An 18127-nucleotide genomic window follows, 5' to 3' on the forward strand; every position below is an offset into this window, starting at 1 on the left:
CCCTAAATAAATTCAAAAGTGAAATCGAGAATTGTTACTGAATCTCCAGATTCAGCTCCTGCATCAATCAATGCATCTTCAATACCCATAGACTTAAGTTGTCTAGCGAAACGCATAATTCCATCTTGGTGATCCAAATTAGTTCTCTTAAGAAGTAATTCAACCTTAGCACCTTTAACGACAAAACTGTGTTCAGCATCTTTTTCAATTGTAAATGCCTTTTTCTCTGGTTCATAATTGTATTCTTTAGTCTCATCAGCTTGAACATCAAAGTGAATTGGCTCGGCTTTAGACAAGACTTCACTAGTATGATTCATCAAAGCCTTCACACCAGTGTGTTGAATACTTGAAATTGGGAAAATATCAGCATCTTCTGGTAATTTCTCTTTAAACTCAGCTAAACGTTCCTCTGAGCCTTGAATATCCAACTTAGTTGGCACGATAACTTCGGGACGTTTCAAAACGTTCTCATCATAGTTACCTAATTCATTTCTGATTGCCAAATAATCTTCGTAAGGATCACGACCATTATTTGGATCCATGTCGACCAAGTGCAAAATAACTCTTGTACGTTCAACGTGACGTAAGAATTGAATTCCCAATCCTACACCATTTGAAGCTCCTTCAATCAAACCTGGCAAATCGGCAATAACAAAATCACGACCAGATTCCAAACGCACCATACCGAGGTTTGGTGACAAAGTCGTAAAGTGATAAGCCGCAATCTTAGGCTTAGCAGAAGTTGAAACTGATAGAAGCGTTGACTTACCAACTGATGGGAAACCAACTAAACCAACATCAGCAATCAATTTCAATTCCAATTTAATAATCTTTTCTTGACCGGGTTCACCATTTTCAGCTACTTCTGGTGCTTGATTCTTGGAATTGGCAAAGTGAATATTTCCACGACCACCGTCGCCACCCTTTGCTACTACTAATTCTTGATTATTTTCGATTAAGTCACCGATCAAACGACCAGATTCTACATCATATACTGATGTACCAGTTGGTACATTAATATAGACTGGATCAGCCTTATGACCATACATTCCTTTGATTTGACCATTTTGACCAGGTTGAGCTTTAAAAATTCTCTTGTATCTAAAGTCCATTAAAGTATTCATTCCTTCATTGGCCTTTAAGATGATATCGCCACCGCGACCACCATCACCGCCGGAAGGTCCACCGAGTGGAACATATTTCTCATGACGAAAAGCTACCGCTCCGTCGCCACCCTTTCCGGATCTAACGGTGATTTTAACGTTATCTACAAACATTAAAATCCCCCTTTCTAAACTATAATTATCATTTCTAAATTTTAGCACAAAAACAGACTTCATAATACTTTGAACTGCGATTGATTGTCCAGTACTTTTTTAAAGCCGTCAATCTTTTTGACTGTTTTTGGAAGTTTTTGCTATTTTATGATTGATTTTGAACGATAATGGTTGTATTATATCATTTGCGAGGTGATGAAAGTGCTTACTGAAGAAAGACAACAAATAATTCTTGAACAATTAAAAATTCATAATATTGTCAAACTCCACGATTTAATTCCATTAACTGGTGCATCCGAATCAACCTTGCGCCGTGATTTGCAAGATTTGGAGAATTGCCACAAATTATTGCGAATCCACGGTGGCGCTCAAAACGTGATTTCATTGCATGAAGAACCTGCCCTTTCACAAAAAGCTGCGGTTCACATTAATGAGAAGAAAATGATTGGTCAAACGGCTGCTAGTTTAGTTCAAAATAATGAGGTAATTTTTCTCGATTCAGGGACAACGATTCAATTCATGATTCCCTATTTAATTGAGCATACTGATTTACTGGTGATTACTAACAGTGTCGACAATGCTTCGATGTTAGCCGATTACAAAGTAAACACGTTCATTCCCGGGGGGAAATTAAAGTCATCTACAAAGGCTTTGGTTGGATCAACAATTATTCAAACTTTGGAAAATTATCATTTTGACCATGCATTTATTGGTACAAATGGTTTTGATACTGAAGCTGGATACACAACACCTGATCCTGAAGAAGCAGCTATCAAACGTTTAGCCATAGCTCGTTCGAATCAATCCTTTGTCTTATCTGATAGTTCTAAGTTTTCGCAAGTCAGCTTTAGTCGTTTTGCAACTCTAGATGAAGTTCCATTAATAACGAATAAGCTATCAGAAAAAGAATTCAGTCTTTTGAACAAATATACAAAAATTATGGAGGCAAAATAGTGATTTATACAATTACAGTCAATCCTTCAATTGATTATGTTTTACAATTGAAGAATTTAAACACTGGTGAAGTCAACCGAACTTCTAGCGACGTTAAACTTCCTGGTGGTAAAGGAATCAATGTTTCTAGAATCCTCAAGGAATTGAAGCTTGATTCTACTGCCCTTGGTTTTGTCGGTGGCGCAACTGGTTCAATGTTTGAAGAGTTGTTAAGCCAACACGATCTAAAAACTTCTTTTACTAAGGTTAAAGAAGATACTCGAATCAACGTTAAGATCAATGCTGTTGATCAAAATGAGGAAACTGAAATCAACGGTGCTGGTCCACAAATTAGTGACGCTGAAAAGAAAGCCTTCATGGATAATTTAAATACTATCGGTAACGGCGATATTGTTATCATGGCTGGTAGCCTTTGCAAAAATTTAAATTCAAATTTTTATTTAGATATTGCTAAAAAGATTCAAAAAAATGGTGCTGAATTCGTTATCGATACTACCGGTCAAGCATTGTTAGATACTTTGCCCCTACATCCACTAGTAGTTAAACCAAATCACCACGAATTAGCCGAATTATTCAATGTTACCTTTAAAAATGAACAAGAAATCATTACTTATGCTAGAAAGTTGTTGGAACAAGGTGCAAAACATGCCCTAGTTTCAATGGCTGGTGATGGTGCTTTATTAGTTACTAAAGACAAAGCTTATAAGGCTAATGCTCCTAAAGGTACTGTCATCAACTCAGTCGGTGCCGGTGATTCAATGATTGCTGGATTCTCTGGTACTTTCATGGATACAAAAGATCCAATTGAAAGCTTCCATGTCGGTGCTGCTTGTGGTTCAGCTACTGCTTTTAGCCAAGACATCGCTACTAAAGAAAAAATCGACGAAGTTTATCAACAAATTAATATTACTGAACTTTAATCCAAGGGGGGACTTTTAAAAATGTACTTGAAACAACTATTATTAAAAGACGCCATGATTATGGACTTGAAAGCTACTAACAAAGAGGATGCCATTGAAGAAATGGTTGATAAGTACTATCAAGTTGGTGTCATTGACGACAAAGAACTTTATAAAGCTGACATCTTAAAACGTGAAGCTCAAACTAGTACCGGTATTGGTGACGGAATCGCCATGCCACATGCTCGTGACAAAGCGGTTAAACGCGCAACTGTTTTGTTTGCTAAGAGCAATTCAGGTATCGATTACAAATCACTCGATGGACAACCTGCTTACCTATTCTTCATGATTGCTGCTCCAGATGGTGCCGACAATCTTCACTTGCAAGCTCTAGCTGCTCTTTCATCACTTTTAATCAACCCAGAATTAGTTAAGAACTTAAAAGCTGCTAAAACTCCTGATGAAGTTCAAAACTTATTTGACCAAGCTATGAAGGAAAAAGAAGCTAAGGACAAAGCTGACGAGGAAAAGCAAAAGGCTCAAGCAGAAGCTGCCAAAGCTGCTACTTCTGACGATAAGAAGAAACCTTATGTTGTCGCTGTTACTGCTTGTCCTACTGGTATCGCCCACACATACATGGCTGAAGCTGCTCTAAAAGAACAAGCTGAAAAGATGGGTATTGATATCAAAGTTGAAACAAACGGTTCTGAAGGTGTTAAACACAGACTAACTGCTGACGAAATCAAGCGTGCTGACGGTGTTATCGTTGCTGCTGATAAAAAAGTTGAAATGCCTCGTTTCGATGGCAAGCATTTAGTTAACCGTCCCGTTAGTGATGGTATTAACAAGGCTGAAGAATTGATCAACTTAGCTGTTGAACAAAAAGCCCCTGTTTTCCATGATGAAGGTGGCGCAAGTTCTGAAGAAGAAGAATCAGAAGAAAAGAAATCACTTTGGTCAAGAATCTATGCTGACTTGATGAATGGTATCAGTAACATGCTTCCATTCGTTGTCGGTGGTGGTATTCTAATGGCAATTTCATTCCTATTAGAAAACTCCGTTGGTGCCAAATCACAATGGTTCTTATTCTTTAACAACGTTGGTAATTACGCATTTAGTTTCTTGATTCCTGTTCTAGCTGCTTACATTGCCGTTTCAATCGGTGATCGTCCTGCCTTGCTACCTGGTTTCGTTGGTGGTTACATGGCTTCACAAGCAACAGCTTCTGTTGTTAGTTCTAAGAGTCCGGCCGGATTTATCGGTGGTCTACTTGCCGGTTTCATCGCTGGTTGGGTTATCGTCTTCTTAAAGAAATGGCTCAAGAATTTACCTCATTCACTTGCTGGTTTGAAGACAATTTTGATTTATCCAGTTCTAGGTCTGCTCTTGACCGGAGCTATCATGTACTTTACTGTTGATCCAATCTTTGCCGTTGTTAATGCTGCAATTACTCACTTCCTAGAATCAATGGGTACTGGTAATGCTGTTATCTTAGGTACTTTGCTCGGTGGTATGATGTCAATCGATATGGGTGGTCCTTTCAACAAAGCCGCTTATACATTTGCTATCGGTACTTTCACTGCTACACAAGACGGTGCTTTGATGGCTGCCGTTATGGTTGGTGGTATGGTTCCACCTCTAGCAATCGCTATTGCTACAACATTCTGGAAGAACAAGTTTACAGAACAAGAAAGACAAGCTGGTCTATCTAACTACATCTTAGGTTTATCATTCATTACTGAAGGTGCTATCCCATTTGCTGCCGGAGATCCACTACACGTTATCGTATCTAGTGTTATCGGTTCAGCAATCGGTGGTGGCTTGACACAACTTTGGGGCATCAACGTTCCTGCTCCTCACGGTGGTATTTTCGTTACACCACTTGCTAACAAACCATTGCTTTACTTATTGGCTGTTATCATCGGTGCTATCATCTCTGGTGTCATCTACGGTGTTTGGAAACCTGCTAAAAAGAAATAATAATTTTAAAGTATCTATCCTTTGGCGATAGATACTTTTTTTTACCAAAAATAAAGTGATAAAATTAAATCATCTTACTTATATGGAGGCTTACAAATGAGCTCAGTTTATATCAAGCACGCCCAAGTTTCAGATTTAACAGAAATAATGAAAATCATCAGTCAAGCTCAGGCTATGTTAAAAGCCGATGGCAGCCCACAATGGCAAAATGGCTACCCCGATACTGACACTATTAAAAACGACATTCTAGCTCAACAATGCTGGGTCTTAATGGTTGATGGCAAGATTGCCGGAACGGCTACTTTAATCGTGGCTGACGACCCTAATTATCACGACATTACTAACGGTCAATGGCAAAACAATACTGATCCATATGCGACAATTCACCGAATTGCTATCAACCCTGACTATGCCGGTCAACATTTAGGAAAGATCTTCGTCTCCAACTTGATCAGTTATTCATATCAAAACGGCATCAGAAACTTTCGAATCGATACCCACCAATTGAACAAACGCATGCAAGCTCTTGCTAAGAGTTCTGGTTACGTTCATCGTGGCAAAATCTACGTATCTGAACCAGCTGTCAATCATGAAGACAATGCCCGTCTAGCTTTTGAATTAAACTTATAAAAATTTAATCAAAACAAATAGGATGCAGATAGTTGCATCCTATTTGTTTTGATTAAATTAATTTGTTTCTGATTGATAAGCTAAATTACGTTTTTTCATTCTGCCTCGATACCAGAAGAATAGTAATAAGTAAACGACAATTGCGCCAGCTGTCAAAGCGATAAATTTCAAATCACCGGATGAAGATTTTCCAATCATGATTGCCAACAATTGTTCAATTGGTCCTTCTTTAGTAGCGGAACCAATCATCCCAATATTTGAATTACTTAGCAAAATATTTTTAAACATTGAAGTAATGAATGGTGCTGTCAAAGTAGCTGACCACAAGAAAATTGGAATCTCCACTACCCCAATAACTATCATTCGAAAGACTTTACCACGCGTTACGACTAACAACGATGGCGTAATACCCATAGCAATCAAACCACCTAATGGAATAATTCGATTTCCTGGCAATAAGAAGGCTTCGATAATCAAGCAAGGTGCCAAAATATTAGCCACTGACCAAACTTCGGGCCGACTGGATAAAAAGGCCCAGTCCAGACCGATAAAGCTCATATTAACGCCATATTTATTCAAATGATCAGTGATGACTTTAATAATTGGATCAAGCGATGAAGTCAACCATGAACCAATGAGATTGAACAATTCCATGAAGGCTCCTAGTAAGAAGGCTAATCCAAAAATATCCTTCAAACTAATTTGTCCGAATAAACCAATCAAGATTCCTAGGAAAAATCCGGTCGCAAATTTGGAGCTCCAAAAACCAACTGCTTTATTTAACTTCGTGGAATTGAAATTAACTTTGTCGATACCTGGAATCAAATTACAAATTTCATCTAGTAGCATTACGACTGGGTTCATCAAGTAATTCATATGCGTCGAAGTCATCGGACCCTTTTGATCGTTCATCAAGTCATTAAAAGTTGGTTTCATCAAATCAGAATTAATGAACTTCAAAACTCCTAAAGCAATCACAAAAATCAAGCTGACGACGATATTTGCGCCCATATACATCGCTAGTAGACCTACGAATGACAAGTGCCAAATATCGAAGACATCGACGTCTAAGGTCTTTGTAACGTGATAATGCAGCAAAATCACATTAACGATCATCATTACTAATAAAACCAATAAGTTATATGCTGAACTCCACGTAATAATAGCTGCTGGTGTCCAACCTAGATCAATCACATCCAAATTCAAACCCGTTTTTGCCACTAATTTAGCAATATCGGGATTATAAGTTTGCATCAACAACGCTACCAACGAAGTCGTTGCCATAATAGCGATTAAAAATTTGATAATGCTCTCTACTATTTTGGTAAAGTGCGTTTTGCCAATCATCATGACGATGATCAACAAGATACAGACGACACTCAAGCCATTAGCAAAGGTAAAAAAATTCATCAATTGTATCCCCCCTCAACCCATTAATTATCTCACTAGATTTGTTTGTAAGCACCAACAAAAATATTTAATATAATTATTTTTTTTCAGTTTCATTGTTTGTTGATATATCATGATATTTTTGCTTCACAAGCTAGTTTTCCTTGCTATACTTGTAACTGCTTTCAAGGAAAACTTGAAGAACCCCCTACCACAAAACGCAAGGAGTTTATAACGTGAAAAAACAAACAACTATCTTACTATCAGCTTTAATCTTAACTAGCTTCTGTGGACCAGCATTCCAAGCAGCTACTATTCAAGCTGCGACCACTGATACTCAAGAAATGCCTACTCCAACGGGACAAATACTCAACATTGGAGAAAAATTTGAATTATCTGATTTAAAAGCAGAAGCTTCGATTCCTATTAAGGCTTATGCAGAAACAGGACAATTTTTAGAAATTGGCTACATCAAATTAAATCAACGCGATATCTGGGACTTACAACAAAAAAAAGAAACTATCGTCAATACACCTACTATCTACACTAAATCAAGCTGGGGTGGATACCTAGAATACGAAGCCTTAAATATCAATTTAAACATGGTCTACGATGAAAATACTAAGACTTTTACACTACTCGACAATGGTAAACCGATAAATAAACTAGTTTGTGAGTTGTATGAAGGTTCGGCCAAAATTCACTATATTTTAAAAGACACCAACGAAGAATTTTACAGTTATGAACAAACAGAAGCGCTTCAATATCACGATGATCCTTCTGAAAATGAATTCAGGGTAGCAACTTTAAGTAGCATTCACGATGCTCCTGATTTGATTGGTTATTTTGATGCTTATGACATAGATTTTGACGCCTTGGCCAATTGGAATCCTCTAAATAATTATGAAAATGAGGCTAATTTTGAATCCCCTATAGTGAAAGAATACGACCGTAAAAAGATCGATAAAGATAACGGGACTGAATACACTGTTTACTTAGAAAAAGCTAAGCCTTACACGGTCAATTTCAAGGTCTATTTAGATAACAAGCCTTATTTCTCAAAAAAAGTTACTGGGGAACTAAATGGTTCAATTCCACTTCAAGATGAACCTAAGATGCCCGACAGTAAAGTAGCAACTTTGAATAAGAACAAAACTGCTGTCAGCTCAATCAATGAATATCTTCCTCAATTAGGAACTTACATTCAAACTGGTTCAGTCCTTCATCACAAGATTTACGAAAGAAACTTTGGTGAAATTGGCGCCGCAAACAGTATCGAAGGTCAACCAAACTTTCTAAACACTGGTATTTACGGTATCAGTGGAGAAATGTTAGATAATAACCAAGTGGTCGTTGAAGATGAAAATGCCGGTCGTACAACTACTTTGGAACTTTACTATGAATCTAATCAATCTGACGACACTAACAGCACCGTTACTGCTAACGTCATGATCAACTCTAATCTTGGTGACCAAGTAGTCAAAAATGTAACCGGAGAAATTGGCAAAGACATTCAAGTTACAGTTCCAAAAAAGGATGGTTACGTTGCTGATAAAGAAACTGTAACCGCTCAAGTAAACCAAGATGGTACTATCACGACTAAAGAAAAAGTCACTTACACTAAAAAAGAAACTAGTGAAGAAAAGCCTAACAATAATAACAACCAAAATGGGAACAACGAAATCTCGAATTTACCTAGTCATTACAATGGTCTAGTGGGAACTATGAAAAAAAACGTTGATCTATATGATTTCAAAACTGGTCAAATGACTAAAAACAAACAACGTCAACTGGCAGCTTACTCCGATTGGAAAGTCGATCAAATCATCACTCTAAAAGGTATAAAATACTATCGTGTAGCAACTAACGAATGGGTCAAAGACAGTGATATTTATCGTTACGTAGCTCAAAAAGGCATCGTTGATACTAAAGATGTTGAAGTAACTTATTTATCAACTGTTGAAGACAAATTAATCAATAACCGAGGCCTAGCTGCCAATACCGCTTGGAAGTACGACCGCATCGCCTATCTAGGCTCTAACGAAACTAAATACTATCGCGTAGCAACCGATGAATTTGTCAAAGCTAGTGATGTAATAAATAATTAATTCCACCAAAAAAAGCCGTCCAATTTTGGACGACTTTTTATTTATTTTGATTGTGTTCTTTAAGATAGTCACGAGCCCAAGCTAAATATTTTTCATCTTCAGCTGCGTCTTGTGATGTCAAAATCTCAGGACCATTTTCAGTAATAGCTAAAGTATGTTCATATTGAGCAGACCATGAACCATCAGCACTAGCATAGTAGATCCAGTCATCGTTAGGGTCCTTCAAAGAACGATCGACGATTTCCCAAGTACCTTCATTGATCATAGGCTCAATGGTAATAGTCATACCATTCTTCAAACGTAATCCACGACCAGGTTCTCCATAATGCAAAACATCTGGTTCTTCATGCATTGTAGGTCCAATTCCGTGTCCACACAATTCACGAACATCCCCGTAGCCATGTTCATCTTCAGTATAGTGTTGAATGGCATAACCGATATCGCCTAAACGATTGCCGGCAATACTTTGAGCAATTCCTAGGTATAATGATTTCTTAGTAACTTCCATCAAGTCTGATGTTTCTTGACTGACAGAACCTACGGCGTAACTCCAACATGAATCACTTTCATAGCCTTTGTAATTGACGGTCATGTCTACTTTAACAACGTCGCCTTCATGCAAAATCAAATCTTTACGTGGCGTACCGTGAGCAACTTCATCATTGACGTCGACACAAGTAGCGTACTTATAGCCTTCAAATCCTTTTTCTGAAGGTGTAGCACCATGACTTACGATATAGTCATTGGCAAACTCTTCAATGGAATAAGCTGAAATCCCTGGTTTGATAATGTCGCGAAGTCCCAAATGAACTCCAGCCAAAATCTTACCAGATTCACGCATTCCTTCAATTTCTCGTTGTGATTTTAATGTAATCATCTAATATCCCCCAATTTTTAACCTTTATGATACTTCTTATGAAAATCTGTACTAGCTAACGTAATTTTAATTGTCTGTGCAGTTGTTTTGGGAATACCCAAATCGGTTAACTGCTCAACGCTAGCTTCCTTCATCTTCTTAACAGAACCAAATTTCTTCAATAGTTTAGTTCGAGTCTTTGGTCCAACACCTTGAATGTTATCGAGTTGCGAAGACAAAGCATTTTTACTACGTGTCTTACGATGGAAAGTAATCGCAAAACGGTGAACTTCATCTTGAATCCTCTGCAGCAAGTAAAAGCCCTGACTCTTTCGATCTAGTGGCACTTCAACTCCATCTTCACCGACAATCAAATGCGACGTATTATGATGATCATCTTTGACCATTCCAGCTACTGGAATATCGATTCCCAATTCATTAACCAAAACGTCCATAACAGCACGCAATTCAATGATACCACCATCCATCAAGATTAAATCCGGTAATGGATGTTTTTCTTTGATCAAACGTGAATAGCGACGATAAATTACTTCACGCGTGTTAGCAGCTTCATCGGCTCCAGACTGATGCTCAACTTCACCTTTGATCTTATACTTCCGGTAGCCACTCTTTTCCGGACGACCATCTTTAAACATGACCATTGCTGAAACTGGACTAGTTCCTTGAATATGCGAGTGGTCAAACGACTCAATAATGTGACCATATGGCAGATCCAAAGCTTCAAAAATCTGCTTTTGAGCACCATAAGTTTGACGATTATCAAGTTCCATCAAGCGGAATTTCTCTTGCAAGACTAATTTGGAATTTTCAGCAGCCATATCCATCAAATCCTTTTTTTGACCACGTTGAGGCGTTCTAAAAGGAATATTCAAAACTTGCGATAAGGTATCTTTATCCAAATTATCAGGCACTAAAATCTCTTTAGGCAAAACTTGATTGCGACGATTGTAAAATTGCAGAATAAACGTCGACAATTCTTCTTCCGGCGTATTGATACAAGCAAAAACTTTTTTCTCACGTTTCATCAATCGAGCTTGACGAATAAAGAAGATTTGAATCGAGATCCAACCTTTTTCCACGTAATAATTAAAAATATCTCTCGGCGTACTGTCATTTGAAATAATCTTTTGCTTTTCAACTGTGGTTTCGATGTATTTGATTTGGTCGCGCAATTCAGCAGCCCGTTCAAATTCCATCTTCTCAGAAGCCTGTGACATTTTTTCTTCCAACTGATGCTTGATTTCTCCAACATTGCCGCCTAGGAATTTCTTGATTTTCTCAATTTGGTCATCATATTCAGACTTTGGTACCGTTTTAAAACAGGCACCCAAACACTGTCCCATATGATAATACAAACAAGGACGCCCCAAATTTCCTTGACATCTTCTTAAAGGATAGACTTTTTGTAAGAAATTCAAGGTATTAGAAGCTGCCCAAACATTAGGATATGGACCGAAATAATAGGCACCATCTTTTTTAACTAAACCAGTAATTTCCATTTTGGGATCACGTTCATTAGTGATCTTGATGTAGGGATAGCCGGTACCTCGTTTCAATTTGATGTTGTAATAAGGCTGATGCTTTTGAATCAAAGTTATTTCTAGCAAAAAGGCTTCTTTGTCATTCGACGTGATGATGGTTTCAAAATCTCTAATTTCTGAGACCAATCGAGCTGTCTTACCTTCGTGTGAACTCTTGAAATAAGAACGAACCCGATTTTTTAAATTTTTAGCTTTACCAACGTAAATTATCTTGGAATTGATATCTTTCATTAGATAACAACCTGGACGTGGTGGTAAAAGACTTAATTTATGTTCAAGATACTCAGTTGCCAATGAAAATACCCCTCCCTTTTAACTTTAGACTTATTTAATCTTAATTTAATCTAAATAATTGTCAAATTAACTGCCACTTATATGATACAAGCAAATTTGTTGAAAGTATATTTTTCTGTAATATACTATATTGTGTAAAATCAATTTGTACAAAATTAAATAAGAAGGTATTTCACTATGACACAAAAATATATTGCAAAAATCGTTCCACTAAATGCTGATTTCATTGGTACTAAAGCTCACGGTCAAGCTGAATTCACTGAAGATGATGACACCTTACATATCAAGATTGAAATGTTTGATACTCCTGCTAACACCCAACACTGGGAACATTTCCACGGTTTTCCTGATGGTAAAGACGCCAAAATTGCTACAATGGATCAAGATGCCAATCACGACAATCTAGTCGACCTGCCTGAAACTGAAGCTGTTTCCGGTACTACTATGGTTCCTTTTGACAATGCTCCACAAGATATGAATATTCCTAACGACAACTATCCAACTTCTGATGCAAACGGTCATTTTGCCTACGAAAAAGATGTTCCTTTAGACGCCTTGAAGAAACAATTTAAGGAAGTCTTTGGAACAGACGATTTGGAACTAGATAAACGTGTTATTTACGTTCACGGCGTTCCTCAAAGTCTCAAATTGCCAACTTCTGTAGCTGGTGAAGTTGGCGACTACGATGCTCACGTAACTCTTCCAATCGCTACCGGAAAGATTGAAAAAGCTTAGGCAGATATTTGTTATTTACTCAAAAAGGTTTTATAATGTAGTTAATTATAAAGAAACTTGAAAGGGGCTGATACCGATGGGCCTAACAGTGAAACGTGAAAGTAATTTTGGCAGTTTATTTGATAAGTTTGCCTCTCTTCCCGATGATGTAAAAGAAAACGTAAAACGCGTAGATTCTGCGGATGAAAAATCTTCAAAAGATAAGAATCTAAAAGATAAAAAATAAACTTCTCTTGTTTAATGTTGCTTCTTGTAAGCGACTGCCATTTATTTTACTATTTCTTTAACGAGAATCCTTTTGATGAAAAAGAAAGACCTAAGACATTATGTCCTAGGCCTTTTTTATTTATTCAAATTTTTTGTTATCAAAACGAATATCCACATCAGTTTCTTCTTGTCGTAAATCAATTAGTTCCTGATACATCAAATATTCAAAGTAAGCGTCTGATACACCATTGAATAACGCCATAATTTATCCCCTTTATATTTTGGATTGAATAAAATCAGCGGAAATAACTGGTCGTTGAACGGTTCGTCCTTTGTCATTGATATAATTATCAGTTGCCAAAACACGACCGTAAAATTTTATAGGATCATTCTCCTGTAAACTAACGTTTCCCCGTTCAAAGTTGGATAGATTATATTTCAATTTGATAGTTTTTGACTCATCATTCCCGTCTAAAGCAATTAATAAGTATTTATGTTCCATGTCAAGATCCTTGATATGACCACTTTGATGAACCTTAGTTCCATAATACAAACTCGTATTGGAATAAAGATTATCAAATGAGACATAAGAATAGTTCTTACGTTTACTGGCAAATTCAGCAGCTGTACTCTGTCTTGATTTATCAACTAGATTAATTTTTGTTTCCATAATGCTTCCAGATATTTTATCCTTTGATGAAACCAAAAAAACTGCCACCAGTGCAAGCAAACATAGGACCATGATCAAGAGTCTGGTCGGTAAATTTCTTATCATTTAATTCCCCCAATAATCCAAAGATAGCAAAGGTCTAGACAAATTACAATTGATTTAGAACATTTAATTATTTAAATATTTCCGTATAAACGAACCAATAAAAAATACTCCTAAATCTATATTTAGGAATATTTTTTTAAACATTAATAGTTTCAACTTTAATTATATTGGAATTCATTGACAATCCTTCGACAATATCGACATAGTCAAGATTCTTTCCAAAATCAATTGAATAAACATTCGTATAGACCTTTTCATCGTCTCGCTTGTAGACGCTAAAACGGACACCTTCAACTGTGATGTCATTCTTTTTGAAATAATCATCGATGAATTTTTTAGTCTCGACTTTATGCAGATACTCGACTTTTAGTTTTCGAACTGGACTGATTCGAATAATCTTTTTTAAGAATCCCAAAACCGCATAAACGACTAAGAATCCAGCAATGGCAATTATATAATCTCCCATACCAACTGCCAAGCCAATACAAGCTACGACCCATAAACTAGCAGCAGTCGTCAAACCTCTGATCGAATGGTGTTCAACGATAATCGTTCCAGCGCCCAAAAAACCGATTCCACTGACGACTTGAGCAATCAATCGCGCATCATCAGCTCTCAAGACACCTTTTACCTCAGGATATTGACGAGCCATCTCTATGGCATTGAAGCCGATATTTTGTTGAATCATCGCTATTATGCAAGCACCTAGACAAACTAAGATGTGCGTTCTCAATCCGGCTGGTCGATGTTTATACGCCCGATCGATTCCAATAATTCCAGCAAATAAAACTGAAACCAATAATCTTGTGATAACTGTAAGAACACTTAATTGACTAATCAAATAACCCCTCCAATGTTCTTCAGATTCAAGCTATTAACTATTTTTAAATAATTTAAATATTTTTTCTTTTGTAGATGCACTTTTTAGTGTAACAATGAAATCTTTTCTTAGCAATAGGCGAGCGATTGTTGACATATATGGAATGTTTTCATAATCCTTTTCTGGGTCTGGTCCTAACAATCCTAAAACCACATCCGTTGACTCCTGATCATCCCAAATTATCGGTTGGTGCAGTTTCAAAACAAACATTTTCAGACTAGTTAGCGACTCATCTTGAACGTGGGGCATAACGATTCCCTCACCTAAAACCGTAGAAGCTTCGTTTTCTCGTATCAATAATTTTCCGTAAACAGCCTCAACATCAACATTCTCATCATTTTTCTTAGCAAAATTTGCCAAATACTTTAAAACTTTCTCTTTTGAGTCAGCTTCGACGTCCAAGGCAATACTATCTTCACTTAAAATTGCTGACAGATCCATCATCTGGTCAACTCGTTTTTGATTTGGAACGTTACTATCACGTGCTACCACAACAATAGTTTTTTTAGGCTTGTCATCCTTGGCTGATTTTCCAGTTAAAAAATCTCCAAATTTTTTCCAAAAGGCCATTCACTCATCCCCTATCAATAATTGCTTTATATTTATCATACAATTATTTTTAAGTTGTCGCTTTCATTTAACAAAAAAATCACCAATCCAAATTGAATTGGTGATTCTAGTTATTTAAACAATTTAAGAATTTCTTCTTTAGTTTGTGCTTTTCTCAATGATTCGATAAATTCATCATGCATCAACAACTTTGAAGTACTTGATAAGTATTCTAAGTGATTGCTGCCATTATCTTCATCAGGAATTAAGAATGAAATTACGATATCAACTGGTTGATTATCAAAAGTTTTCCATTCAACTGGCTTGGCCAATTTTGCAATCAACATGGCAGAACCCTTGATAGATTTATCTTGAGCATGTGGAATGGCAATCCCCTTTTCCATACCAGTAGAATTTTCAGCTTCACGTGCTAGATATTTCTTATAAACAGCCTTTGAATCAGTTGAGTATCCTAATTTTTCTGAGAAGTCAGATAAGTATTGTAACAATTCATCTCTTGAAGATACCTCCACATTTAATGCAATATTATTTTTGTTGAGAATTTCTCCTAGGTCATTATTTGATGTTTCTGTTTCTTCATTTCCAACTTCCACGTTACCAACAGGAGTAACTACAACACTGTTCTTTTGGTTTTGACGGCCGGCAATGATAGATAGTAAGAACCCTGACACTAGTGCACCAATAACAATCCAGAGAACCCATAAGAATGGTTTGTTGACTAATGGTAAAACAATGAAACCACCATGAGGAGCTGGAACAGAGATTTTAGTCACATAGGATAAAATAGCTGCGATCGCTGAACCAACCATAAATGATGGAATATTTAGTAAAGGATTTTTGGCAGCAAATGGAATTGCACCTTCAGTAATGTGCGTTGAACCTAGCAAAAAGTTAACATATCCAGCACTACGTTCTTTTGAAGTATATGCTTTTTTGTTGAACAAAACGGCAAAACCAGTAGCTAGTGGTGGAGCGATACAAGCAGCTGAAACTCCAGCCATAAAGAAGTAATTACCTTGTGCAAGTAAAGCTGTACCAGTTAAATAAGCAGCTTTATTAATTGGGCCACCCATATCAGCAGCACACATGATTCCGACAATCAATCCTAAAAGAATTGGACTTGAGTTTTCCATACTCTTTAGAAAAGCCATCATACCAGTATTAAGATCTTTCATTGGTACTGATCCATACCACATAATAGTTCCAGAAATTAAAACCCCTAAAACTGGGAAAATAAAAATTGATTTTAAACCATCAAGTGATTTTGGCAATGATTTGAATAATTTCGTTAATAATACGGCTACATAACCTGCCAAGAAACCACCAACGATACCACCTAAGAATCCTGTACCGTTAGTATAGGCAATCATACCAGTAACAAATCCGATGATTAAACCAGTCCTCTTACCGATTGCCTCAGCAATATAAGCACACAAAACAGGTACCATTAAATTCATTGCAAAGCCACCAATAATGTTTAATAAGGCGGCAACAGCGTTATATTGAGCGCTCTTAGGATCTGCTGAATTAATTCCCCAGAAGAATGAAACAGCGGTTAAGACACCACCAGCAACAACTAATGGCAACATGTGTGAGACACCATTCATCAGATAAACATATAACTTATGCCAAAATGAGCCAGTTAATTCTGCTTCTTCGGAACTACTTGCTTTGGAACCACCGGCGCTGTGATAAACAGGTACGTTCTTGTCATTCAAAATTTTCTCAATCAACTCATCGGGTTCTTTCATGCCTTTAGTTACCGAGACATTAATCAGACGTTTGCCATCAAATCTATCAATATCAACGTCTTTATCAGCTGCAATAATTACACCCTTGGCCTGGTCAATTTCTGATTGACTGAAGGCATGCTCAACACCAGATTGTCCGTGTGTTTCAACTTTTATCGAGATACCACGTTTCTTTGCAGCTTCTTCCAGAGCTTCCTGAGCCATGTAAGTATGGGCAATTCCCGTAGGACAGCCTGTAGCTGCAATAATTTCATATTTTGCCATATCTACCCCTCCATTTTTTTGATATCAATTTGTTTCATTAATTCGTCTACATCTTTAAAATCTGTTAATCCTGAACTTGCAGCAGTTGAACTAGCAGCAGCAATACTTCTCTTCAAATTATCTTCAGCATTTAATCCTTGTTCGATACCAGCCAAGAATGTTCCTAGCATCGTATCTCCAGAACAAGCAGTATTAACGACTTTTATTTTAGGAGCATTACCGAAAAGAACTGTATCTTGATTAATTAGTAAGGCCCCTTTGCTACCTAGAGATAACAGAATATTTTTGGCACCCTTTTCAATCAATTCTTTTGAATGACTGATCAACGTTGGAATATTATTATTTTCTTCATCATCGAACCATGATAAAAGCTCTTCATCATTCGGTTTCAACAAATATGGATGATAACCGATAGTCTCAACAACATCTGGATAACTAGTATCAATCACCAAATCAAATTGTTGTTTCTGTGCCATTTTGGCGATTTTAATGATAATATCAGCTGGAACTCCCTTAGAAAAACTACCAGAGACTACCAATTTATCATCTTTTTTTAACTCAGAAATTTTTTCAAGAAAATCTTTTACTTTTTCTTCATTAACTTCAGGCCCATTGTTGACTTGTTTGTATTCAGTATCAGTATCGACAACTCGTGTAAAGACGTTAATTCGTGAAATGCCGTCTATATGTGTAAAATCTGTCTTTATACCTTTATTTCTCAATGACTCTTCAATAAAGTCACTCGTAAATCCACCGCCAATTCCTAATGCTGTATTATCAACACCTAAGTGCTTTAGGATAAAGGAAACATTCACACCTTTTCCATTTGGTTGAATATCATAACTATTAGTTCGATTAACAATTTCCGGTTTCAAATATTCGGTTTCAATGAATAAATCGATTGCCGGATTTAGCGTACAAGTATAAATCATTTGCAAAACCCCTCTTTACTTTCTAAATACATCTTACAATATGATATTATGTAAATGTTTTCAT

Annotated in this window: 17 protein-coding genes; 7 read left to right on the forward strand and 10 right to left on the reverse strand. The window is 36.8% G+C overall.

The window, feature by feature from the left end; genetic code table 11:
• Nucleotides 1–2: 2 nt before the first annotated feature.
• On the reverse strand, nucleotides 3–1277 hold the full coding sequence (gene obgE / locus LF20184_RS07300) for a GTPase ObgE (protein WP_010019943.1): 1275 nt from the start codon (nucleotides 1275–1277) through the stop codon (nucleotides 3–5).
• Between the two features lie 201 nt (nucleotides 1278–1478).
• Here obgE and LF20184_RS07305 point away from each other — a divergent pair, with 201 nt between their 5' ends.
• The 4 genes from LF20184_RS07305 (at nucleotide 1479) to LF20184_RS07320 (ending at nucleotide 5740) form a co-directional block, all read left to right on the forward strand.
• Complete coding sequence (locus LF20184_RS07305) at nucleotides 1479–2231, forward strand: DeoR/GlpR family DNA-binding transcription regulator (RefSeq protein ID WP_010019945.1); 753 nt, start codon at nucleotides 1479–1481, stop codon at nucleotides 2229–2231.
• Nucleotides 2231–3151 carry a 1-phosphofructokinase gene (pfkB, locus tag LF20184_RS07310; protein WP_010019947.1) on the forward strand — a complete coding sequence of 307 codons (921 nt, stop codon included), beginning with the start codon at nucleotides 2231–2233 and terminating at the stop codon, nucleotides 3149–3151. The genes LF20184_RS07305 and pfkB (LF20184_RS07310) overlap by 1 nt, the downstream gene beginning before the upstream one ends.
• Nucleotides 3152–3172: 21 nt before the next feature.
• On the forward strand, nucleotides 3173–5110 hold the full coding sequence (locus LF20184_RS07315; RefSeq protein WP_010019948.1) for a PTS fructose transporter subunit IIABC: 1938 nt from the start codon (nucleotides 3173–3175) through the stop codon (nucleotides 5108–5110).
• A gap of 96 nt (nucleotides 5111–5206) precedes the next feature.
• Nucleotides 5207–5740: a GNAT family N-acetyltransferase gene (locus LF20184_RS07320; protein ID WP_010019949.1), complete on the forward strand. Its 534-nt coding sequence runs from the start codon at nucleotides 5207–5209 to the stop codon at nucleotides 5738–5740.
• A gap of 57 nt (nucleotides 5741–5797) precedes the next feature.
• Here LF20184_RS07320 and LF20184_RS07325 read toward each other — a convergent pair whose 3' ends face one another.
• On the reverse strand, nucleotides 5798–7150 hold the full coding sequence (locus tag LF20184_RS07325) for a PTS transporter subunit IIC (RefSeq protein ID WP_010019950.1): 1353 nt from the start codon (nucleotides 7148–7150) through the stop codon (nucleotides 5798–5800).
• A gap of 215 nt (nucleotides 7151–7365) precedes the next feature.
• Between LF20184_RS07325 and LF20184_RS07330 the strand changes: the two genes are divergently transcribed.
• Nucleotides 7366–9237, forward strand: coding sequence for an SLAP domain-containing protein (locus LF20184_RS07330; protein WP_056945132.1), 1872 nt, complete (start codon nucleotides 7366–7368; stop codon nucleotides 9235–9237).
• A gap of 37 nt (nucleotides 9238–9274) precedes the next feature.
• Here LF20184_RS07330 and map read toward each other — a convergent pair whose 3' ends face one another.
• Together map and uvrC are read right to left on the reverse strand one after the other, a co-directional pair.
• Nucleotides 9275–10114 carry a type I methionyl aminopeptidase gene (map, locus tag LF20184_RS07335; RefSeq protein ID WP_010019953.1) on the reverse strand — a complete coding sequence of 280 codons (840 nt, stop codon included), beginning with the start codon at nucleotides 10112–10114 and terminating at the stop codon, nucleotides 9275–9277.
• 17 nt (nucleotides 10115–10131) lie between these two features.
• Nucleotides 10132–11949, reverse strand: coding sequence for an excinuclease ABC subunit UvrC (uvrC, locus tag LF20184_RS07340; RefSeq protein ID WP_056945133.1), 1818 nt, complete (start codon nucleotides 11947–11949; stop codon nucleotides 10132–10134).
• 177 nt (nucleotides 11950–12126) lie between these two features.
• Between uvrC and LF20184_RS07345 the strand changes: the two genes are divergently transcribed.
• Both LF20184_RS07345 and LF20184_RS12765 read left to right on the forward strand, forming a co-directional pair.
• Nucleotides 12127–12684: a hypothetical protein gene (locus LF20184_RS07345; protein ID WP_056945134.1), complete on the forward strand. Its 558-nt coding sequence runs from the start codon at nucleotides 12127–12129 to the stop codon at nucleotides 12682–12684.
• 76 nt (nucleotides 12685–12760) lie between these two features.
• On the forward strand, nucleotides 12761–12910 hold the full coding sequence (locus LF20184_RS12765) for an SPJ_0845 family protein (RefSeq protein WP_010019958.1): 150 nt from the start codon (nucleotides 12761–12763) through the stop codon (nucleotides 12908–12910).
• Nucleotides 12911–13030: 120 nt separating this feature from the next.
• Here the strand turns inward: LF20184_RS12765 and LF20184_RS13060 are convergent, their stop codons facing one another.
• From LF20184_RS13060 to pfkB (LF20184_RS07370), 6 genes are all read right to left on the reverse strand, one after another.
• Nucleotides 13031–13153, reverse strand: coding sequence for a hypothetical protein (locus tag LF20184_RS13060; protein WP_010019960.1), 123 nt, complete (start codon nucleotides 13151–13153; stop codon nucleotides 13031–13033).
• A gap of 12 nt (nucleotides 13154–13165) precedes the next feature.
• Complete coding sequence (locus LF20184_RS07350; RefSeq protein ID WP_133278252.1) at nucleotides 13166–13666, reverse strand: hypothetical protein; 501 nt, start codon at nucleotides 13664–13666, stop codon at nucleotides 13166–13168.
• Between the two features lie 136 nt (nucleotides 13667–13802).
• Nucleotides 13803–14507, reverse strand: a complete 705-nt coding sequence (locus tag LF20184_RS07355; RefSeq protein ID WP_056945135.1) for an MgtC/SapB family protein — start codon at nucleotides 14505–14507, stop codon at nucleotides 13803–13805.
• A 33-nt stretch (nucleotides 14508–14540) separates the two neighbouring features.
• Nucleotides 14541–15116 (reverse strand): PTS sugar transporter subunit IIA, encoded by a 576-nt coding sequence (locus LF20184_RS07360; RefSeq protein ID WP_010019963.1) that lies wholly within the window; start codon nucleotides 15114–15116, stop codon nucleotides 14541–14543.
• 110 nt (nucleotides 15117–15226) lie between these two features.
• Nucleotides 15227–17131, reverse strand: a complete 1905-nt coding sequence (locus tag LF20184_RS07365; protein WP_010019964.1) for a fructose-specific PTS transporter subunit EIIC — start codon at nucleotides 17129–17131, stop codon at nucleotides 15227–15229.
• A 2-nt stretch (nucleotides 17132–17133) separates the two neighbouring features.
• The gene (gene pfkB, locus LF20184_RS07370) at nucleotides 17134–18063 is read right to left on the reverse strand and encodes a 1-phosphofructokinase (RefSeq protein ID WP_010019966.1); all 930 of its coding nucleotides are present in this window, start codon (nucleotides 18061–18063) and stop codon (nucleotides 17134–17136) included.
• Nucleotides 18064–18127: the final 64 nt, after the last annotated feature.

Origin of the sequence: Companilactobacillus farciminis KCTC 3681 = DSM 20184, assembly GCF_002706745.1 — a bacterium.
Lineage (GTDB): Bacteria > Bacillota > Bacilli > Lactobacillales > Lactobacillaceae > Companilactobacillus > Companilactobacillus farciminis.

Coding starts and splice junctions, on each gene's coding strand:
- obgE (WP_010019943.1), bottom strand. CDS start 1,277: ATGTTTGTAGATAACGTTAAAATCACCGTTAGATCCGGAAAGGGTGGC.
- LF20184_RS07315 (WP_010019948.1), top strand. CDS start 3,173: ATGTACTTGAAACAACTATTATTAAAAGACGCCATGATTATGGACTTG.
- LF20184_RS07320 (WP_010019949.1), top strand. CDS start 5,207: ATGAGCTCAGTTTATATCAAGCACGCCCAAGTTTCAGATTTAACAGAA.
- LF20184_RS07325 (WP_010019950.1), bottom strand. CDS start 7,150: ATGAATTTTTTTACCTTTGCTAATGGCTTGAGTGTCGTCTGTATCTTG.
- map (WP_010019953.1), bottom strand. CDS start 10,114: ATGATTACATTAAAATCACAACGAGAAATTGAAGGAATGCGTGAATCT.
- LF20184_RS07345 (WP_056945134.1), top strand. CDS start 12,127: ATGACACAAAAATATATTGCAAAAATCGTTCCACTAAATGCTGATTTC.
- LF20184_RS12765 (WP_010019958.1), top strand. CDS start 12,761: ATGGGCCTAACAGTGAAACGTGAAAGTAATTTTGGCAGTTTATTTGAT.
- LF20184_RS13060 (WP_010019960.1), bottom strand. CDS start 13,153: ATGGCGTTATTCAATGGTGTATCAGACGCTTACTTTGAATATTTGATG.
- LF20184_RS07350 (WP_133278252.1), bottom strand. CDS start 13,666: ATGATAAGAAATTTACCGACCAGACTCTTGATCATGGTCCTATGTTTG.
- LF20184_RS07360 (WP_010019963.1), bottom strand. CDS start 15,116: ATGGCCTTTTGGAAAAAATTTGGAGATTTTTTAACTGGAAAATCAGCC.
- LF20184_RS07365 (WP_010019964.1), bottom strand. CDS start 17,131: ATGGCAAAATATGAAATTATTGCAGCTACAGGCTGTCCTACGGGAATT.
- pfkB (WP_010019966.1), bottom strand. CDS start 18,063: ATGATTTATACTTGTACGCTAAATCCGGCAATCGATTTATTCATTGAA.